Here is a 14,571-nt window from a genome sequence, read left to right as displayed (position 1 = left end):
AACCAAAAATATGATCTTTGCGACAACAGGAAGACGTCATGAAATTCACCCTCTCCTGGCTGAAAGAGCACCTTGAAACAGAGGCGAGCCTTGATGACATCACCTATGCCCTGACCGATCTGGGGTTAGAGGTCGAAGGCGTTGAAAACCCGTTGGAAAAATTTGGGGCCTTTACCCTTGGCTATGTGGTGGAGGCCGTTCAGCACCCCGATGCCGATCGCCTGCGCGTCTGTCAGGTCGAAACCGACGAGGGCATGAAACAGATCATTTGTGGTGCGCCGAATGCACGCCAAGGCATCACCGTCGTCGTTGCCAAGCCCGGCATGTATATCCCCGGCATCGACACCACCATTCAGGTTGGCAAAATCCGCGGGATTGAAAGCCACGGCATGATGTGTTCCGAGCGCGAGATGGAACTGTCGGACGAACACGATGGCATAATCGAGCTGCCATCGGGCAAAGTCGGCGACAAGTTCACCGACTGGCTGGCGGAAAATGACCCGGCCAAGGCCGACCCGGTGATCGAGATTGCCATCACACCCAACCGCCCCGATGCGTTGGGTGTTCTGGGCATCGCCCGTGATCTGGCCGCCCGTGGTCTGGGCAGCCTGAAACCGCGCGAGCTGGACCCGGTTCCAGCAGCGTTTGAGACTGATTTCAACGTCACCATTGATGACGACACACTGGACGGCTGCCCGCTGTTCACTGGCCGCGTAATCCGGGGCGTGAAAAACGGCCCCTCCCCGCAATGGTTGCAGGATATTCTAAAGGCGATTGGTCTGCGCCCGATCAGCTTTCTCGTCGATGTCACCAACTACTACACCTATGACCGCAACCGCCCGCTGCACGTGTTTGACATGGACAAGGTGCAGGGCAATCTGCGGGTCCACCGCGCCAAGGGTGGCGAGACTTTGATGGCGCTGGATGACAAAGAATACACGTTCCAGCCCGGCCAGATGGTAATCTCTGATGATCAGGGCGCAGAAAGCATCGGCGGTATCATGGGCGGGCTAGAGACAGGCTGTACCGATGACACCGTGAATGTGTTTGTGGAAAGCGCCTATTGGGACCCGATCCAGATCGCCTATACCGGTCGCGCGTTGAAGATCAATTCCGATGCGCGGTACAGATTTGAACGCGGCGTTGATCCGGCCTTTACCCCCTTCGGTCTGGAACACGCGGTGCGGATGATCGTTGACCATGCCGGTGGTGAGGTCAGCCAGATGATCACTGCCGGGCAGGTGCCAGACACACAGCGCAAATACCGACTAAATACCGACAGAATACAGAGCCTGGTTGGAATGGAAATTCCGGCCGATGAACAACGCCGTTCATTGACCGCTTTGGGCTTCGTTCTGGAAGGGAATATGGCCTATGTACCAAGCTGGCGCCCTGATGTTCAGGGGGAGGCTGATTTGGTTGAAGAGGTCGCGCGGATCGCGTCTCTGACAAAGCTTAAAGGCAAACCTTTACCCCGTCCTGCTGGTGTGGCGCAGGCGATCCTGACACCGATGCAGAAACGCGAATGGTCTGCGCGGCGTGCAATGGCGACCCTGGGCTATAATGAGTGCGTAACATATTCATTTGTAGACAAAAAATCTGCCAAGGCCTTTGGTGGTGGCGATGATGCTGCGATGCTGGAAAACCCGATTTCGTCAGAGTTGAGCCACATGCGCCCGTCGCTGTTGCCCGGTCTTTTGCAGGCTGCGGCACGCAATCAGGCACGCGGGTTCATGGACCTTGCCCTCTTTGAGGTTGGCCCCGTCTGGCATGGCGGGGAACCCGAGGATCAGGAACTGTTGGTCACCGGTATTCTGGTCGGCAACACCGGCCCGCGCGACCGCCTGGGCAGCCGCCGTCCGGTGGATACATTCGATGCCAAAGCCGACGCCGAAGCGATCCTCAACGCCATCGGTGCACCGGCAAAGTTGATGCATTTGCGCGGCATGAACAACTGGTGGCATCCGGGTCGGTCGGGCAAACTGTCCTTGGGGCCGAAAAACGTGCTGGCTGGTTTTGGCGAATTGCATCCCAAAGTGATCGGTGAAATGGATGTGAAGGGGCCGGTTGTCGCCTTTGCGATCCACATGGCCAATGTGCCTTTCGCAAAGTCAAAAGGCGCCAACAAAGGCGCGCTGAAGGTCAGCGATCTGCAAGCGGTAGAGCGTGATTTCGCCTTTGTCGTTGATGCGGATGTCGAGGCTGTGACGCTGGTGAATGCGGCTGCCGGGGCGGACAAGGCATTGATCGACAACGTGCGTGTGTTTGACGAATTTATCGGCGGCCGCTTGGGTGATGGTAAGAAATCGCTGGCGATTTCAGTGCGTTTGCAGCCCTCGGACAAGACGCTGACCGATAAGGATATCGAGGCGGTCGGCGAGAAGATCGTCGCCAAGGTCGAGAAAGCCACGGGCGGTGTCCTACGCGGCTAGTGTGGGATGCCTCCGGCGGAGGTATTTAAGGCGAAAGGAAGAGCATCATGGGTTTGAACGTCTATCTGTCCGGTGAAATTCACACCGATTGGCGCGAGCAGATTGTCGAGGGCGCGACGGGTCTGGATGTGACTTTCCATAGTCCGGTGACGGATCACGATGCCTCTGACGATTGTGGGGTCGCCATCATGGGGGCAGAGCCCAACAAGTATTGGCACGACCACAAGGGGGCGATGGTGAATGCCATCCGCACGCGCAAGGGGATTGCGGATGCCGATGTTGTTGTTGTGCGGTTTGGCGAGAAATACAAACAGTGGAATGCGGCCTTTGATGCGGGTTACGCCGCGGCGCTGGGAAAATCCCTGATCATTCTGCATGGACCGGATCATCAACACGCACTGAAAGAGGTGGACGCTGCAGCCCTGGCGGTGTGTGAAGAACCTGCGCAAGTGGTGAACATCTTGCGTTATGTGTTAACCGGATCATTGCCGGGCTAACGGTCTGAGCAACGACGCAAGCTGTTCGACCCCGTTTGTTAAAGCCTCCTCGTCAAATCCGGCATATCCCAGAATGAGCCCCTGGCGCGACGACGCGCCTGAGGTGTAGTCAGAGATAGCGCGCACGGTCAGGCCGATCTGTTTGGCCGCGCGCGATATTTCTGTATCGGTTGTTCGGCCCAACAGCTTTGGCCCCAATCCACAGACCAGATGCATGCCTGCCGGATCCTCTGCGCATTCCAGATACTCTGACAATTCGGATGAAATCAGGGACAACAAATGCCGTTGCCTGGCGGCATAGAGTCTGCGCATGCGTCTGAGGTGAATGGAAAACTCTCCACTATTCATGAAACTGGCCAGTGCTGGCTGGGCGATCATTGAGGCCTTGCTGCCGCGGATCGCCAGCGTTTCGCTGAGGGCAGGCACCATGTGCGCTGGTGCAACAAGGTATCCGATCCGCAAATGTGGGGAAAACAGCTTGGAAAAGCTTCCGACATAGAGCACATGCCCCTGATCATCCAATGCCGACAACGCCGGTAGTGGTTGACCCTGATAGCGAAACTCCCCGTCATAGTCATCTTCGACGATCAGAGTTTTGTTTTTCTGCGCCCAATCCAGCAGCATCAATCTGCGCCCAAGGGGCATTGTCATGCCAAGCGGGTATTGGCGAGAAGGTGTGACAATCGCGGCCTGAGCCACCGCTTGTGATGTGCAGAAATCCAGATCAAATCCGGCATCATCCACGGGGCAATGTGTCAATTGCAACCCCACCTGCGACAGAGCATTTTGCATGGGAGTGTAGCCGGGATCCTCAACACAGACCGTGTCCCCGGGTGAAAGAAGTGCGCTGCCGATTAGCTCGAACGTTTCGACGGCGCCGGATGTGATAAAGACCTGATTGGCATTGCACTGAATGCCGCGCCAGGCGCCTAAATGATTTGCTATTTCTGCGCGCAGCGGCTGCCAACCCGCAGGGTTGGGTTGGTTCAGTAATGCGTCACTTGGATTTCGCCAGGCGCGGTCCAGATGACGCGCCCATTGTCGGTACGGGAACAGTTTCAGATCAGGAATGCCCGCGTGAAACACGGAATAGGGTTGAGGAATTGTGCCCTTGGTCGGCGGTTCGGTTTGTGGCTGTGGTGTGGAGATATGAGGGAGATCTTGGGCGATAAATGTGCCTGCGCCTTGCCGGGTTTCAAGATAACCCTCCGCAATGAGCTGCTCGAAGGCAGAAATCGTTGTGACCCGCGAAACAGACAGCTCTTCGGCCAATCGACGGCTTGAGGGCATTTGCGATCCAGGCGGGGCGATATCTGACAGGATCAAATCCCGCAGATGATCTGTCAGCTGTCTTTGCATAGGCGCGTTTGCCCGCCTGTCCAGGTTTAAACCGAATAAGGCAGTGTATAAATTGGTATGGTATAAATTATCTATATTGGACATTACCTTATTACCAATAACGAAATAATTTAGCTCTAGCCAATCAATTAAGAGTTATCCAATGACGAACCCACCCACCGATCGTGTCCGCCTGCGTCGCTCTCATGCACGTGGTGCCTATGACAAAGAGACACTTTACAAAATTCTCGATGCGACACCTCAGTGTTTTGTTGGTTACATCATTGATGGCGCGCCATACGTGACGCCAACGCTGCATTGGCGCGAAGGGAACCGTGTGTATTGGCATGGATCATCCGCCAGCCGGGCGTTGCGGGCCAGCACAGAGGCGCAGGTCTGTTTGACGGTGTCCATTATGGATGGGTTTGTCATGGCCAGGTCAGGTTTTCACCATTCAGTGAATTCACGTTCAGTCATGCTGTTTGGAACCGCGAAAAAAGTCACCGATATTGACGAAATGCAAGACAAGCTATGCACATTCATAGATGGACTGTTTCCCGGTCGCTCTGCGGTTTTGCGGCCCAACAACGAACAAGAGCTAAAGGCGACGACACTCTTGTCGTTGGAAATTGATGAGGCCAGCGCCAAAATTCGCACGGGCCAGCCCATTGATGATGAGCCGGACTATGACTTGCCGATCTGGGCTGGGGTTATCCCAATCAGCACGACGGTTGGGGCGCCCGTTGCCGATCCCAAAAACATGCCCGGTGTGGACGCGCCAGTGCACATCACGCGATTTCGCTGGCCAGAGTAAGACCGCACATCGTGTCTTAACAAAGGATCAGAAAATGCCTTGCGCAATAATCATGATTATCAGGGACACGATCCAATAACCGAAATTGATAAGGGCAGCCGCTTGGCTTTGCTTTGCAAACAGGCTGCCCGACAGTGCCAGGACGGAGAAGGCAATTGTGCCCAAGATCACGGTCAGCAATGCCTCGTTCTTGGCAGTGACGCCGACAAACCAGCTCATCAGGAATAGTCCGAACAGTTGCAGGGCCATCGCACCAACGGGCATGTCCGAGGTATCGCCCATCTTTACGCCAACACCATCTGCCCATTTTGGTCCAAACAGTTTTGGGGAATACCACAACCACCCGACCAGAAAGGACACGACCGCGCCCACTATGACGCCAATCCAACTTATTCCGGATAAGATTTCAGCCATTTGTCAATCCTTCAATAACTTTAACAAACACTTCCAATCCGTCAGAGATAGATTACAAGTCAAACGTTTCCGCGACCTCGACTGTCCCATTTCCGAGGATCGGGCAGCCGCGTGCAATCGCAACGGCATCGTCTATGGAAGCTGCCTGCACCAAGGAGTAGCCAGAGATCGGATTGGCGCCACCGTCGTCATTTACGCCCTCGGCGGTCACGGTTTTTGACGGACCAACGGGATTGCCGCCGTCAATCACGGCATCCCCCATACCAGCAAACCAGGCCTGCCATTGGGCCATGACCTTGGCACCTTCTTCAGGCGTGTCGGGCATTTTCCCGCCGTGATATGCAAAAATATACTTTGGCATTTTCTCCTCCACTATTTGTGATCGTTGTATTGGTCGTGACGCCGCAGCCAAGCCATGGGCCAAGGAAGGTCTCCCTCATTGCGGCCTTCCGGCACCAGATCCAGATGCTGATAAGCGGTGTTTAACGGATCCAGACCGCGGGCGTAGGTAGAATAGGTTCTGTAGATGGCCCCGTCACTTGTTTTCGCCAGAACCGATAATCCCGGAAGCTCCTGACCAAGGGCAGGCAGAGTCTGATGATTGTAAAGCAACGCGTCAGAGGCGGTATCATCCTCTGAAAACGTAACACCGAAATGTCTGTTGAAGTCAGAACCCGCGGATGACACCCACGGGAATGTCCATCCCATCCGTTTGCGATATTGAAGTAAGGTGCCGATTGGCGCTGAAGAGACGGCAGCTAGACTAACATTCCGTTGGTTCAGGTGAATTCGAGCTGGAGAGTATTGGTCTGCCCAAAATGAACAAGAGGGGCAGCCCTCTTTCCAATCTTTTCCAAACATAAAATGCCAGATGATGAGCTGTTTGCGCCCGTCAAACAGATCGGACAGGTGAATCTCCCCCTTGTCGCTCTGAAACAGGTAGTCCTGGTCAACGCGTGTCCAAGGAAGGTTTCGCCGTTCTTCGGCAAGCTTGTCGCGCGCCCTCTGAAATGCCTTTTCTTTTTGCATGAAGGCGCTATGTGCTGCTTCCCATTCAGATGCACTGATGATCGAATTTGGCTGCATGGCGTGGCTCCTCGGGCTCACTCAAACATTGTTTCAAATTTTCTGAGGCTCGATGTCCAACCCATATTGTGATTGCTCGCGCTTTCCTCATCCGCCAGATGCTGATGGTTCAGAGTTAATCTGGTCCGCCCATTTCCCAAATCGTCGAGCGTGATCATCACATGGCTTTCGTGGCCACGGTCATCGTTCTCATCGTGCCACCCCCAGGTGAACGCTACAAGGTCAGGCGCCGAGACTTTCGTGACCTGCCCAGATACTTTGAAACGCTTGCCTTCAGCGTTCTGCATTACGGAGAACCAAGCGCCGGTTTGGGTGAAATCAAGATCGCCTTCGGGGATATGCATGCCTTCCGGTCCCCACCATTTCAAAAGGTTTTCCCGGATCGAGATGAACTGAAAAACAGTTTCCTGTGGGGCGGCGATAATACGTTCCAGTTTTAAGTCAGTCACTTGCGGGAAATCTCCTGTGTCAAAGCCGCCTCCAACCGATTCAGGCTGGCTTGCCAGAATTCTTTGTGGCTCATTGTCCAGGCGCTGATTGTTTCAATCGCTTGGGGGCGTACGGAGTAAAAACGCTGTTGGGCACTGGCACGACGCGTCACAACGCCAGATTTCACCAACACTTTCAGATGTCGGGAAACAGCCGGGGCTGAAATTTTCTGCCCTTCCAGTAAATCCGAAACGGGCATTTCCCCCTCTGCCATAAGTCGCTCAACGATTGCGAATCGGGTCGGATCGCTGAGGGCGGAAAATAGTCCTGTTAATTGGGTCATGTGTCCTCCGTACAGCATTAATTAACACAAATATTAATTAAGTAAAAGGGTAAATAAAAAGGCCCCCAACTTTCGGGAACCTTTAAGAACAAAAGCTCAGGTTTTGGAGGGCGTTCGAAGCCCTTTTTGCACTGCGGGTCGGGAAAGAAACCTTTCCAGATAGTCAGGGACGTTTTTGAGTTTGTCCCAGTCAACAAGATCACCAACCCGGTAAAAATCTCTGATCGTGCGCAGCCATGGTGCAATGGCGATGTCCGCGATTGAATATTCACCGGCGACCCAATCCTGGCCTTCCAATTGACCATCCAGAACTTTGAGCAATCTGCTTGCTTCGCTCAGATACCGTTCACGTGGCCGAGGATCCTCGATCTCTTTGCCCGCGTAATTGGTGAAAAAGCCAACCTGGCCGAACATGGGGCCAATGCCACCCATCTGAAACATTAGCCACTGCAAGACTTCGTAGCGTTTAGCGGGATCGGTTGGGAGGAGTTTTCCAGATTTTTCAGCCAGATAGATCAAGATTGCGCCAGATTCAAACAATCCGATCGGCGCGCCCGATGGACCATTGGGATCGATGATCGCGGGAATTTTATTGTTGGGGTTGAGTGACAGAAACTCCGGGCTTAGCTGCTCCTGATCGGCAAAGGAAACGAAGTGGGGTTCGTAGTCTATGCCCATTTCTTCCAAGGCGATGGATACTTTCACACCATTTGGTGTGGTCAGAGAATACAATTGCAACAGTTCCGGGTGTTCCGGCGCCCAGCGTTGGGTGATCGGATAATCATACAGCGAAGGACGTGTGATTGGCTGATACAGGGTCATTGGGGGCTCCTATTCGATTAGGTGACAAATAGGTGCGATTTCCCCTGAACATAGATGCGAATATATTCGATAAACGCACAGCGATTGTGCAGGAATGCAAGGGGACGGAAAATGCTGCAGGAATTTAAGAGTTTTATCGCCAAAGGCAACGTAATGGACATGGCGGTCGGGATCATCATCGGCGCGGCCTTTACGGCCATCGTGAAATCGATGGTAGATGACCTGATTAACCCGATTATCGGCCTGTTCACAGGCGGTGTGGATTTCACCAATAACTTTGTCGTGCTCAGCGGTGATGGGGATTATGCCTCTTTGGAAGCGGCACGCGAAGCTGGTGCAGCCGCTTTTGCGTATGGGTCATTCATTATGGCCGTGATCAACTTTTTGATCATCGCATGGGTGGTGTTCATGCTCGTGAAAATGGTCAACAAAGCCAAAGACGCCGCCGCGAAAGAGGAAGAGGTTGTGGAAGCAGCCCCTGCAGGCCCAAGCGAAATCGACCTGCTGACCGAAATTCGGGACGCATTGGCGAAATCCAAGTAAGGCTGCATCACGAACGAAAAGACCCGCCAATTGGCGGGTCTGATTTTATCTGTGTTTGAATGTCTGCCTTAGGCTGCTTTGATCACCAATTGTGGTGAAATGACATCCATGCCCAGAGCTTCGCCCACTGCATAGTAGGTCAGTTTGCCAGCGTGGACGTTCAGACCGTTCAGAAGATGTGGGTCGTCGGCGCAGGCCTGTTTCCACCCTTTGTTTGCGAGCGAAAGCATAAACGGCATGGTTGCGTTGCCAAGTGCGATCGTCGACGTGCGTGCAACAGCGCCAGGCATGTTCGCAACGCAATAATGCATGATGCCGTCAACGTCGTAGATCGGATCAGCATGAGTTGTCGCCCGCGACGTTTCAAAGCAACCACCCTGATCGATGGCAACATCTACCAGCGCTGCGCCGGGCTTCATTTCAGACAGTTGTGCACGAGATACCAGTTTCGGTGCGGCAGCGCCCGGGATCAGGACGGCCCCGATGACCATGTCTGCTTCACGTACCAACTCAGCTGTGGCGCCAGCGGTGGAGTATTGGTTCTTGAATGTACCGCCGAACACATCGTCCAAATACTTCAGACGCGGCAGGGAGCGATCCAAAATGGTGACATCTGCGCCCATACCAGCCGCGATTTTGGCAGCATGGGTGCCTACGACACCACCACCAATAACGACGACTTTTGCCGGGCCAACACCGGGCACGCCACCCATCAGAACACCGCGGCCACCGTTTGCTTTTTGCAGGGTCCAGGCACCAACTTGCGGCGCCAAACGGCCAGCAACCTCGGACATCGGGGCCAACAGTGGCAGGCCGCCGCGATCATCGGTTACGGTTTCGTAGGCAATGGCGGTGCAGCCACTTTCCAGCAGGTCGTTGGTTTGATCCGGGTCTGGAGCCAGATGCAGGTAGGTGAACAGCAACTGGCCTTCGCGCAGCATTTTGCGCTCTCCTGCTTGCGGTTCTTTTACCTTCACGATCATATCGGCAGTGGCAAAGATTTCTTCTGCCGTGTTAATGATGGCCGCGCCTGCTGCGACGTAGTCTTCATCCGCGAAACCAGCGCCCAATCCGGCGCCTTGCTGGATGATGACCTGATGGCCCCGTGCGACGGCTTCACCTGCCGCGTTGGGGGTCATGCCGACGCGGAATTCCTGGGGTTTGATTTCTGTCGGGCATCCGATCTTCATGAGTTTATCCTCCACAAAACATTTGTTGACAGTTTGTCACAGGGGCGATGCAATTGTTTGGAAATTATTGCTGGTGTTAGCGTGTGACATTCGATTAATGTGCGAAGAAATTCAGATTCTTTCGAAGAAGCTTGCGTAATTATGAGCATAGACAACACAGACCGTCGAATTTTGGAACAACTGCAGCGGGCAGGGCGCATATCGAATGCGGAGCTGGCGGAGAAGGTGAATCTATCCGCCTCTGCCTGTCACAGGCGCGTGCAGCGATTGGAGTCAGACGGATATATCAAGGGCTACGTGGCGCTTCTGAACGCCCGGAAAATGGGCTGCCCGTCAACAGTGTTTGTTGAAATTACCCTGCAAGGTCAAGCAGATGAGGTTCTGGAAGCGTTTGAAAAAGCCGTGGCGCGCATCCCCGATGTGCTGGAATGTCACTTGATGGCCGGGAAATCAGACTACTTGCTGAAAGTCGTGGCGAAGGACACCGAGGACTTCGCTCAGATCCACCGCAGACATTTGGCCCGCTTGCCGGGGGTCACTCAGATGCATTCCAGCTTTGCCCTCAGAACGGTGCGCAAAACCACCGCGCTGCCGGTTTAAACCGCCGACAAAACAAGCCGATTTGGTTGTCGGTATTGCGTCGGTATTCCGATTTCAGAGTGGGGCGGAAAATGCACCTGACCAATCGCTTCGCACATAGCACCATCAAAGCAGATGGTGTTATGAATTTGAGTATTGGTTGTAGAGGTGAACCGTCTGCCAGCCAATGATCACAACACAGAAAATGGCAACGATTACCATCGCTGTGTTTAAGGGGACATAGCCCTTTAGAACCCCAATCTTCCCGATGATCAGGCACAGCGCGATGCCTGCTGGCACTCTGACCCAGAAGCACAATGTCAGCCAGACACCTAATGCGATCAGTGCCTCCCAATAGAGCAGATCGAACTGAGATCCAGCCCCCAATGGCTCAAGAAGCAACGTGATAGACGTGCTGGGTTGGACCGGCAATTCGGTGATCCCGATAATGCCGATTCCAAACAGAAGCAGCCCGGCAAGTGTGCAGATCGAGTAGTTCAGATAACGCATTTCGCGGCCTATCATACCAATTTCAATGAGTTAGAAATCCTCAACCCATGAAAAAGTGCACTATTAAACGATACATCTAAGGGTAGAGCCAAGTGCGCCTGGTTTCAAGCTCTGAAAGTTATGAATCGATTAAATTGACCTTACGTCAACTATTCGGCAGTTAAAACAACAGACTGGCCCACCCGAGGCTTAGATGGGTTCGTTGTCTTTTTGCTTTTGCGTCCACAATTTTGGGGCGCGCCGAGGCGATCCCAACACGATTATGGCGCAAAGAACTACGATCAATATCACATCAATCATATTGGTGCCTGAACTGCCTGTTCGCTTTATTCGCGTTTCTTAAGGTACATTTAAACCTGAAACTGGCCGTTGAATAGCTATCCTTTTGGACAAAATTCGTTAGAAAATCGTTATCTGCCTGATGAAGAAACGAAAACCCGGATTGAAGGGACGCTGCACATTTGGTTCAGCCGTATGACTGTATTTGCATCAATTCCGTCCAAGACTGCGTGGCCAGATACTACGCTTCCCAACCCTCGATCACGTCCATCGCCTGTTGTGCGGTTTCAACGAATTTGAACAGTTCCAGATCATCGGCACCGATGGTGCCGGCCTCTGCCAGAGTTTCCCAGTTTATGATCGACCGCCAGAACTTTTCGCCAAACAGCAAAAAGGGGACGCGTTTCATTCGTCCGGTTTGTATCAGGGTTAGAGATTCAAACAACTCATCCAATGTGCCGAATCCACCGGGGAAGACGCAGATTGCCTTGGCCCGCATCAGGAAATGCATTTTGCGGATCGCGAAATAGTGGAAGTTGAAGCACAGATCGGGCGTTACATATTTGTTTGGGGCTTGTTCATGGGGCAAGACGATGTTCAGACCGATGGAACAGCCACCGACCTCTGCCGCGCCGCGATTGGCGGCCTCCATCACGCCGGGGCCACCGCCCGAGACGATCACATCTTCGGTGCAGCCGGATACCTTTGATTTTTCGGTGATCAGCCGGGCAAATTCACGGGCCTCTTCGTAAAATGACGACAGCTCTGCCAATGTCTTCGTGCGGGCGCCCTCTTTTTTTTCGGGCTCTGGGATTCGCGCCCCGCCAAAGAGGACAATGGTGGAATTGATGCCGCGTTCTTCGAGGATCATTTCCGGTTTCAGCAGTTCCAACTGCAGCCTGACCGGGCGCAATTCGGCCCGACACATGAAATCGTCATCGGTAAAGGCCAGCCGATAAGCAGGGGACCGGGTTTGCGGTGTATCGGGGATTTCACGGGCCTGTTCGACATCCTGACGGGCATAACGGAACGGGTGGCGGCGGGTTTCTTCGTTCATTGTCGCGTCTCCTGCATCCAATGCCGCATTGCGCGGCGTCAATCTTGGGTCTATAGGCTTCAACCCAGTCACGCCAGATACGTTTACGGGGAAATTACATGTCCAATGCGCAACTTGAATCCGCCATCGAATCCGCCTGGGAGGTTCGCGATACCATCACGCCCGCCACCACAGGCGAAACCCGCGAGGCCATCCTGGACACGCTGAATGCGTTGGACAGTGGCAGCTTGCGTGTTGCTGAAAAGCAGGAAAGCGGTGATTGGCATGTAAACCAGTGGGCGAAGAAGGCGGTTTTGTTGTCCTTCCGCCTGAACGACATGGAAATGATCGAAGGATCAAACGGTGACGGCAAATGGTGGGACAAGGTTCCATCCAAATGGCAGAGCTGGGGCGACAATGAGTGGAAAGCAGCGGGCTTTCGTGCCGTCCCTGGGTCCATTGTGCGCCGCTCCGCCTTTATCGCGCCTGGCGTGGTGTTGATGCCGTCTTTCGTGAATATCGGTGCCTATGTTGATGAGGGGTCGATGGTTGATGGCTGGGCCACGGTTGGCTCTTGCGCGCAAATCGGCAAAAATGTGCATCTGTCTGGTGGCGTTGGCATCGGTGGTGTGCTGGAACCGATGCAGGCCGGCCCGACCATTATCGAGGACAACTGTTTTATCGGTGCGCGTTCTGAGGTGGTCGAGGGTTGCATCGTGCGTGAGGGATCAGTTTTGGGGATGGGAGTCTTTATCGGCCAATCCACCAAGATCGTCGATCGCCAAACAGGTGAAGTGTTCTATGGCGAAGTTCCGCCCTATTCGGTTGTCGTGGCGGGGTCGATGCCGACCAAGAACAACATCAACCTCTATTGCGCGGTGATCGTAAAGCGCGTGGATGAACGGACCCGGTCCAAAACCGGTATCAACGAGCTTCTGCGCGATTGACCACATTCAAAGATTCGCAAACAGAAACCCCGGCCAAGAGCCGGGGTTTTTCGTTTTGGGACTTTGGCAAATACTTCTCTGTCCGTTTTGACAGATCAGTTCGCCTGAGTGCCAAACCATTTTGTCATCAGCGCCCTGTAGGTGCCGTCCTCGCGGAACTTCAGCAGGGTCTGGTTGATCGGTTCGCGCAGGGTGCTGTCGGTGGGCAGGGCGATGCCGTAGTTTTCCCGCCGAAAGACGGGTCCAGCCAATTCTGCAGTGCCTGGGCGCGCGGTGTTGACATAGTGAGCCAGGATAGGCGCGTCAAAGACCACGGCGGTGATGGTTCCGTCCTCGTAGGCCTGGGTGAGCTGTGCCAGATCGTCAAAGCCCCAATAGGCAATGTCGAACTGCTGCAGGTAGGACGCGGAAGTCGACCCCTCGATCGTGCCGACTGTCTGATGGTCAAGATCTCCCAAGCCTTGGATATTTGATTGAATCGCGTCGACGGTCAGTACCGCGGTCACCTTTGCTACGAAAAGAGATACAATGAACAGGCTTGAGACGACCAGAAGCGTGGCAAAAACACGACCACCGCGTGATTGCGGCATGCGTTCCTCAAACCCGCCATTCACGACCAGATTGAGCGCCCACCAAAAAGATGGAAACAGGGCCTCGCTGGCCGGGCGGTCGAAATAGGGCTGGCGTTTTCTCTCCATGGCCCACATCAGCATGCCGCCAAAGAACAATAGGCCAAAGGCCGCGACCACCCAGATCAAAACGTCGCGCGTGGCAAGTATCGTGAACACACTGCCGCCTTTACTGGCCGAAGACATAATCTGCAGGCCACTTTCAAAAATAGGTTGCGAGAAGTCCATGACCCGTTCGCGTTCAGCGGTGATCGAGATGTTGGCAATAGCGGCATCGGCCTGGCCGGTGCGTACCAGTTCAAGCATGCCGCCGAAGCTGTCGACGCGCACCACCGTATATTCGCGTCCCAGATCGTCGGCCAGCGCCTGAAACAGATCCATGCTAAAACCGGTTTCACCGCCTTGGCCACTTGGCATGGAAAAGGGCGGACGCGTGACGGTTGCGATTGTCAGCGTACCGTCCTGCGCAACCGCGGGACGCTCTGCACAAAGAATGGCGAGACAAAATAAAAGGCAGATACGTGAAACGTAGCGAATGATGTATGGCATTTTGGTCTTATGTGAGTGTATTGCTGCGCAAGTTGCATGAATTGACGACCGGGTGCAACGTGAATGGAATATTTTGCAGCTTCGGTGTGTTTCCGGATCACTAGACACATTTCGAAGTTGTTTTGAAATAAAGG

17 protein-coding genes are annotated in these 14,571 nt (G+C 54.1%); 6 read left to right on the top strand and 11 right to left on the bottom strand.

All coding sequences use genetic code 11. From position 1 onward, the window contains the following. The first annotated feature begins 38 nt into the window (after nucleotides 1-38). Nucleotides 39-2,432 carry a phenylalanine--tRNA ligase subunit beta gene (pheT, locus tag AC2D8P_RS08405; protein WP_484701926.1) on the top strand — a complete coding sequence of 798 codons (2,394 nt, stop codon included), beginning with the start codon at nucleotides 39-41 and terminating at the stop codon, nucleotides 2,430-2,432. A 47-nt stretch (nucleotides 2,433-2,479) separates the two neighbouring features. Then, on the top strand, nucleotides 2,480-2,929 hold the full coding sequence (locus AC2D8P_RS08400) for a YtoQ family protein (RefSeq protein WP_484701924.1): 450 nt from the start codon (nucleotides 2,480-2,482) through the stop codon (nucleotides 2,927-2,929). On the opposite strand, the gene pdxR is transcribed toward AC2D8P_RS08400, so the two are convergent. Continuing rightward, a complete protein-coding gene (gene pdxR, locus AC2D8P_RS08395) occupies nucleotides 2,915-4,288 on the bottom strand; it encodes a MocR-like pyridoxine biosynthesis transcription factor PdxR (RefSeq protein ID WP_484701923.1) in 1,374 nt (457 codons plus the stop codon). The two genes, AC2D8P_RS08400 and pdxR, sit on opposite strands and share 15 nt — an antisense overlap. Nucleotides 4,289-4,430: 142 nt before the next feature. Between pdxR and AC2D8P_RS08390 the strand changes: the two genes are divergently transcribed. Next, the gene (locus tag AC2D8P_RS08390) at nucleotides 4,431-5,081 is read left to right on the top strand and encodes a pyridoxamine 5'-phosphate oxidase family protein (protein ID WP_484701922.1); all 651 of its coding nucleotides are present in this window, start codon (nucleotides 4,431-4,433) and stop codon (nucleotides 5,079-5,081) included. 27 nt (nucleotides 5,082-5,108) lie between these two features. Here AC2D8P_RS08390 and AC2D8P_RS08385 read toward each other — a convergent pair whose 3' ends face one another. From AC2D8P_RS08385 to AC2D8P_RS08360, 6 genes are all read right to left on the bottom strand, one after another. Beyond that, nucleotides 5,109-5,495 carry a DUF1761 domain-containing protein gene (locus AC2D8P_RS08385; protein WP_484701920.1) on the bottom strand — a complete coding sequence of 129 codons (387 nt, stop codon included), beginning with the start codon at nucleotides 5,493-5,495 and terminating at the stop codon, nucleotides 5,109-5,111. A gap of 52 nt (nucleotides 5,496-5,547) precedes the next feature. Beyond that, nucleotides 5,548-5,856, bottom strand: coding sequence for a YciI family protein (locus AC2D8P_RS08380; protein ID WP_484701918.1), 309 nt, complete (start codon nucleotides 5,854-5,856; stop codon nucleotides 5,548-5,550). A gap of 11 nt (nucleotides 5,857-5,867) precedes the next feature. After that, nucleotides 5,868-6,581, bottom strand: a complete 714-nt coding sequence (locus AC2D8P_RS08375) for a DUF899 domain-containing protein (protein WP_484701916.1) — start codon at nucleotides 6,579-6,581, stop codon at nucleotides 5,868-5,870. A 17-nt stretch (nucleotides 6,582-6,598) separates the two neighbouring features. Further along, nucleotides 6,599-7,030: an SRPBCC family protein gene (locus AC2D8P_RS08370; protein WP_484701914.1), complete on the bottom strand. Its 432-nt coding sequence runs from the start codon at nucleotides 7,028-7,030 to the stop codon at nucleotides 6,599-6,601. Then, entirely contained in the window at nucleotides 7,027-7,353 is a 327-nt protein-coding gene (locus AC2D8P_RS08365; RefSeq protein ID WP_484701912.1) for an ArsR/SmtB family transcription factor, read from the bottom strand. Before AC2D8P_RS08365 ends, AC2D8P_RS08370 begins: the two co-directional genes overlap by 4 nt. Nucleotides 7,354-7,449: 96 nt before the next feature. Further along, nucleotides 7,450-8,175, bottom strand: a complete 726-nt coding sequence (locus AC2D8P_RS08360; protein WP_484701911.1) for a glutathione S-transferase N-terminal domain-containing protein — start codon at nucleotides 8,173-8,175, stop codon at nucleotides 7,450-7,452. A gap of 111 nt (nucleotides 8,176-8,286) precedes the next feature. Here AC2D8P_RS08360 and mscL point away from each other — a divergent pair, with 111 nt between their 5' ends. Continuing rightward, nucleotides 8,287-8,718 carry a large conductance mechanosensitive channel protein MscL gene (mscL, locus tag AC2D8P_RS08355; protein WP_484701909.1) on the top strand — a complete coding sequence of 144 codons (432 nt, stop codon included), beginning with the start codon at nucleotides 8,287-8,289 and terminating at the stop codon, nucleotides 8,716-8,718. A gap of 68 nt (nucleotides 8,719-8,786) precedes the next feature. On the opposite strand, the gene ald is transcribed toward mscL, so the two are convergent. Then, nucleotides 8,787-9,908: an alanine dehydrogenase gene (gene ald / locus AC2D8P_RS08350; RefSeq protein ID WP_484701908.1), complete on the bottom strand. Its 1,122-nt coding sequence runs from the start codon at nucleotides 9,906-9,908 to the stop codon at nucleotides 8,787-8,789. A gap of 141 nt (nucleotides 9,909-10,049) precedes the next feature. Between ald and AC2D8P_RS08345 the strand changes: the two genes are divergently transcribed. After that, the gene (locus AC2D8P_RS08345) at nucleotides 10,050-10,508 is read left to right on the top strand and encodes an Lrp/AsnC family transcriptional regulator (RefSeq protein WP_484701905.1); all 459 of its coding nucleotides are present in this window, start codon (nucleotides 10,050-10,052) and stop codon (nucleotides 10,506-10,508) included. A 120-nt stretch (nucleotides 10,509-10,628) separates the two neighbouring features. Here AC2D8P_RS08345 and AC2D8P_RS08340 read toward each other — a convergent pair whose 3' ends face one another. Continuing rightward, complete coding sequence (locus tag AC2D8P_RS08340) at nucleotides 10,629-10,997, bottom strand: hypothetical protein (protein WP_484701903.1); 369 nt, start codon at nucleotides 10,995-10,997, stop codon at nucleotides 10,629-10,631. Nucleotides 10,998-11,517: 520 nt separating this feature from the next. After that, on the bottom strand, nucleotides 11,518-12,333 hold the full coding sequence (locus tag AC2D8P_RS08335) for an LOG family protein (protein ID WP_484701902.1): 816 nt from the start codon (nucleotides 12,331-12,333) through the stop codon (nucleotides 11,518-11,520). Between the two features lie 98 nt (nucleotides 12,334-12,431). On the opposite strand from AC2D8P_RS08335, the gene dapD reads away from it, so the two are divergent. Then, the gene (dapD, locus tag AC2D8P_RS08330) at nucleotides 12,432-13,259 is read left to right on the top strand and encodes a 2,3,4,5-tetrahydropyridine-2,6-dicarboxylate N-succinyltransferase (protein ID WP_484701900.1); all 828 of its coding nucleotides are present in this window, start codon (nucleotides 12,432-12,434) and stop codon (nucleotides 13,257-13,259) included. A 95-nt stretch (nucleotides 13,260-13,354) separates the two neighbouring features. On the opposite strand, the gene AC2D8P_RS08325 is transcribed toward dapD, so the two are convergent. After that, entirely contained in the window at nucleotides 13,355-14,437 is a 1,083-nt protein-coding gene (locus AC2D8P_RS08325) for a transporter substrate-binding domain-containing protein (RefSeq protein WP_484701898.1), read from the bottom strand. Between the last annotated feature and the right edge of the window lie 134 nt (nucleotides 14,438-14,571).

The sequence above is a fragment of the Roseovarius sp. YIN77 genome, assembly GCF_057219155.1.
Note: the sequence above shows the minus strand (reverse complement) of the source record. Positions and strands in the feature narration are given on the sequence as shown.

What these genes read in the sequence shown, in the direction of transcription:
- AC2D8P_RS08390 (WP_484701922.1), top strand. Translation starts at nt 4,431, where the DNA reads ATGACGAACCCACCCACCGATCGTGTCCGCCTGCGTCGCTCTCATGCA.
- ald (WP_484701908.1), bottom strand. Translation starts at nt 9,908, where the DNA reads ATGAAGATCGGATGCCCGACAGAAATCAAACCCCAGGAATTCCGCGTC.
- AC2D8P_RS08325 (WP_484701898.1), bottom strand. Translation starts at nt 14,437, where the DNA reads ATGCCATACATCATTCGCTACGTTTCACGTATCTGCCTTTTATTTTGT.
- AC2D8P_RS08360 (WP_484701911.1), bottom strand. Translation starts at nt 8,175, where the DNA reads ATGACCCTGTATCAGCCAATCACACGTCCTTCGCTGTATGATTATCCG.
- pheT (WP_484701926.1), top strand. Translation starts at nt 39, where the DNA reads ATGAAATTCACCCTCTCCTGGCTGAAAGAGCACCTTGAAACAGAGGCG.
- pdxR (WP_484701923.1), bottom strand. Translation starts at nt 4,288, where the DNA reads ATGCAAAGACAGCTGACAGATCATCTGCGGGATTTGATCCTGTCAGAT.
- AC2D8P_RS08345 (WP_484701905.1), top strand. Translation starts at nt 10,050, where the DNA reads ATGAGCATAGACAACACAGACCGTCGAATTTTGGAACAACTGCAGCGG.
- mscL (WP_484701909.1), top strand. Translation starts at nt 8,287, where the DNA reads ATGCTGCAGGAATTTAAGAGTTTTATCGCCAAAGGCAACGTAATGGAC.
- AC2D8P_RS08385 (WP_484701920.1), bottom strand. Translation starts at nt 5,495, where the DNA reads ATGGCTGAAATCTTATCCGGAATAAGTTGGATTGGCGTCATAGTGGGC.
- AC2D8P_RS08365 (WP_484701912.1), bottom strand. Translation starts at nt 7,353, where the DNA reads ATGACCCAATTAACAGGACTATTTTCCGCCCTCAGCGATCCGACCCGA.
- AC2D8P_RS08375 (WP_484701916.1), bottom strand. Translation starts at nt 6,581, where the DNA reads ATGCAGCCAAATTCGATCATCAGTGCATCTGAATGGGAAGCAGCACAT.
- AC2D8P_RS08400 (WP_484701924.1), top strand. Translation starts at nt 2,480, where the DNA reads ATGGGTTTGAACGTCTATCTGTCCGGTGAAATTCACACCGATTGGCGC.
- AC2D8P_RS08340 (WP_484701903.1), bottom strand. Translation starts at nt 10,997, where the DNA reads ATGCGTTATCTGAACTACTCGATCTGCACACTTGCCGGGCTGCTTCTG.
- dapD (WP_484701900.1), top strand. Translation starts at nt 12,432, where the DNA reads ATGTCCAATGCGCAACTTGAATCCGCCATCGAATCCGCCTGGGAGGTT.
- AC2D8P_RS08335 (WP_484701902.1), bottom strand. Translation starts at nt 12,333, where the DNA reads ATGAACGAAGAAACCCGCCGCCACCCGTTCCGTTATGCCCGTCAGGAT.
- AC2D8P_RS08380 (WP_484701918.1), bottom strand. Translation starts at nt 5,856, where the DNA reads ATGCCAAAGTATATTTTTGCATATCACGGCGGGAAAATGCCCGACACG.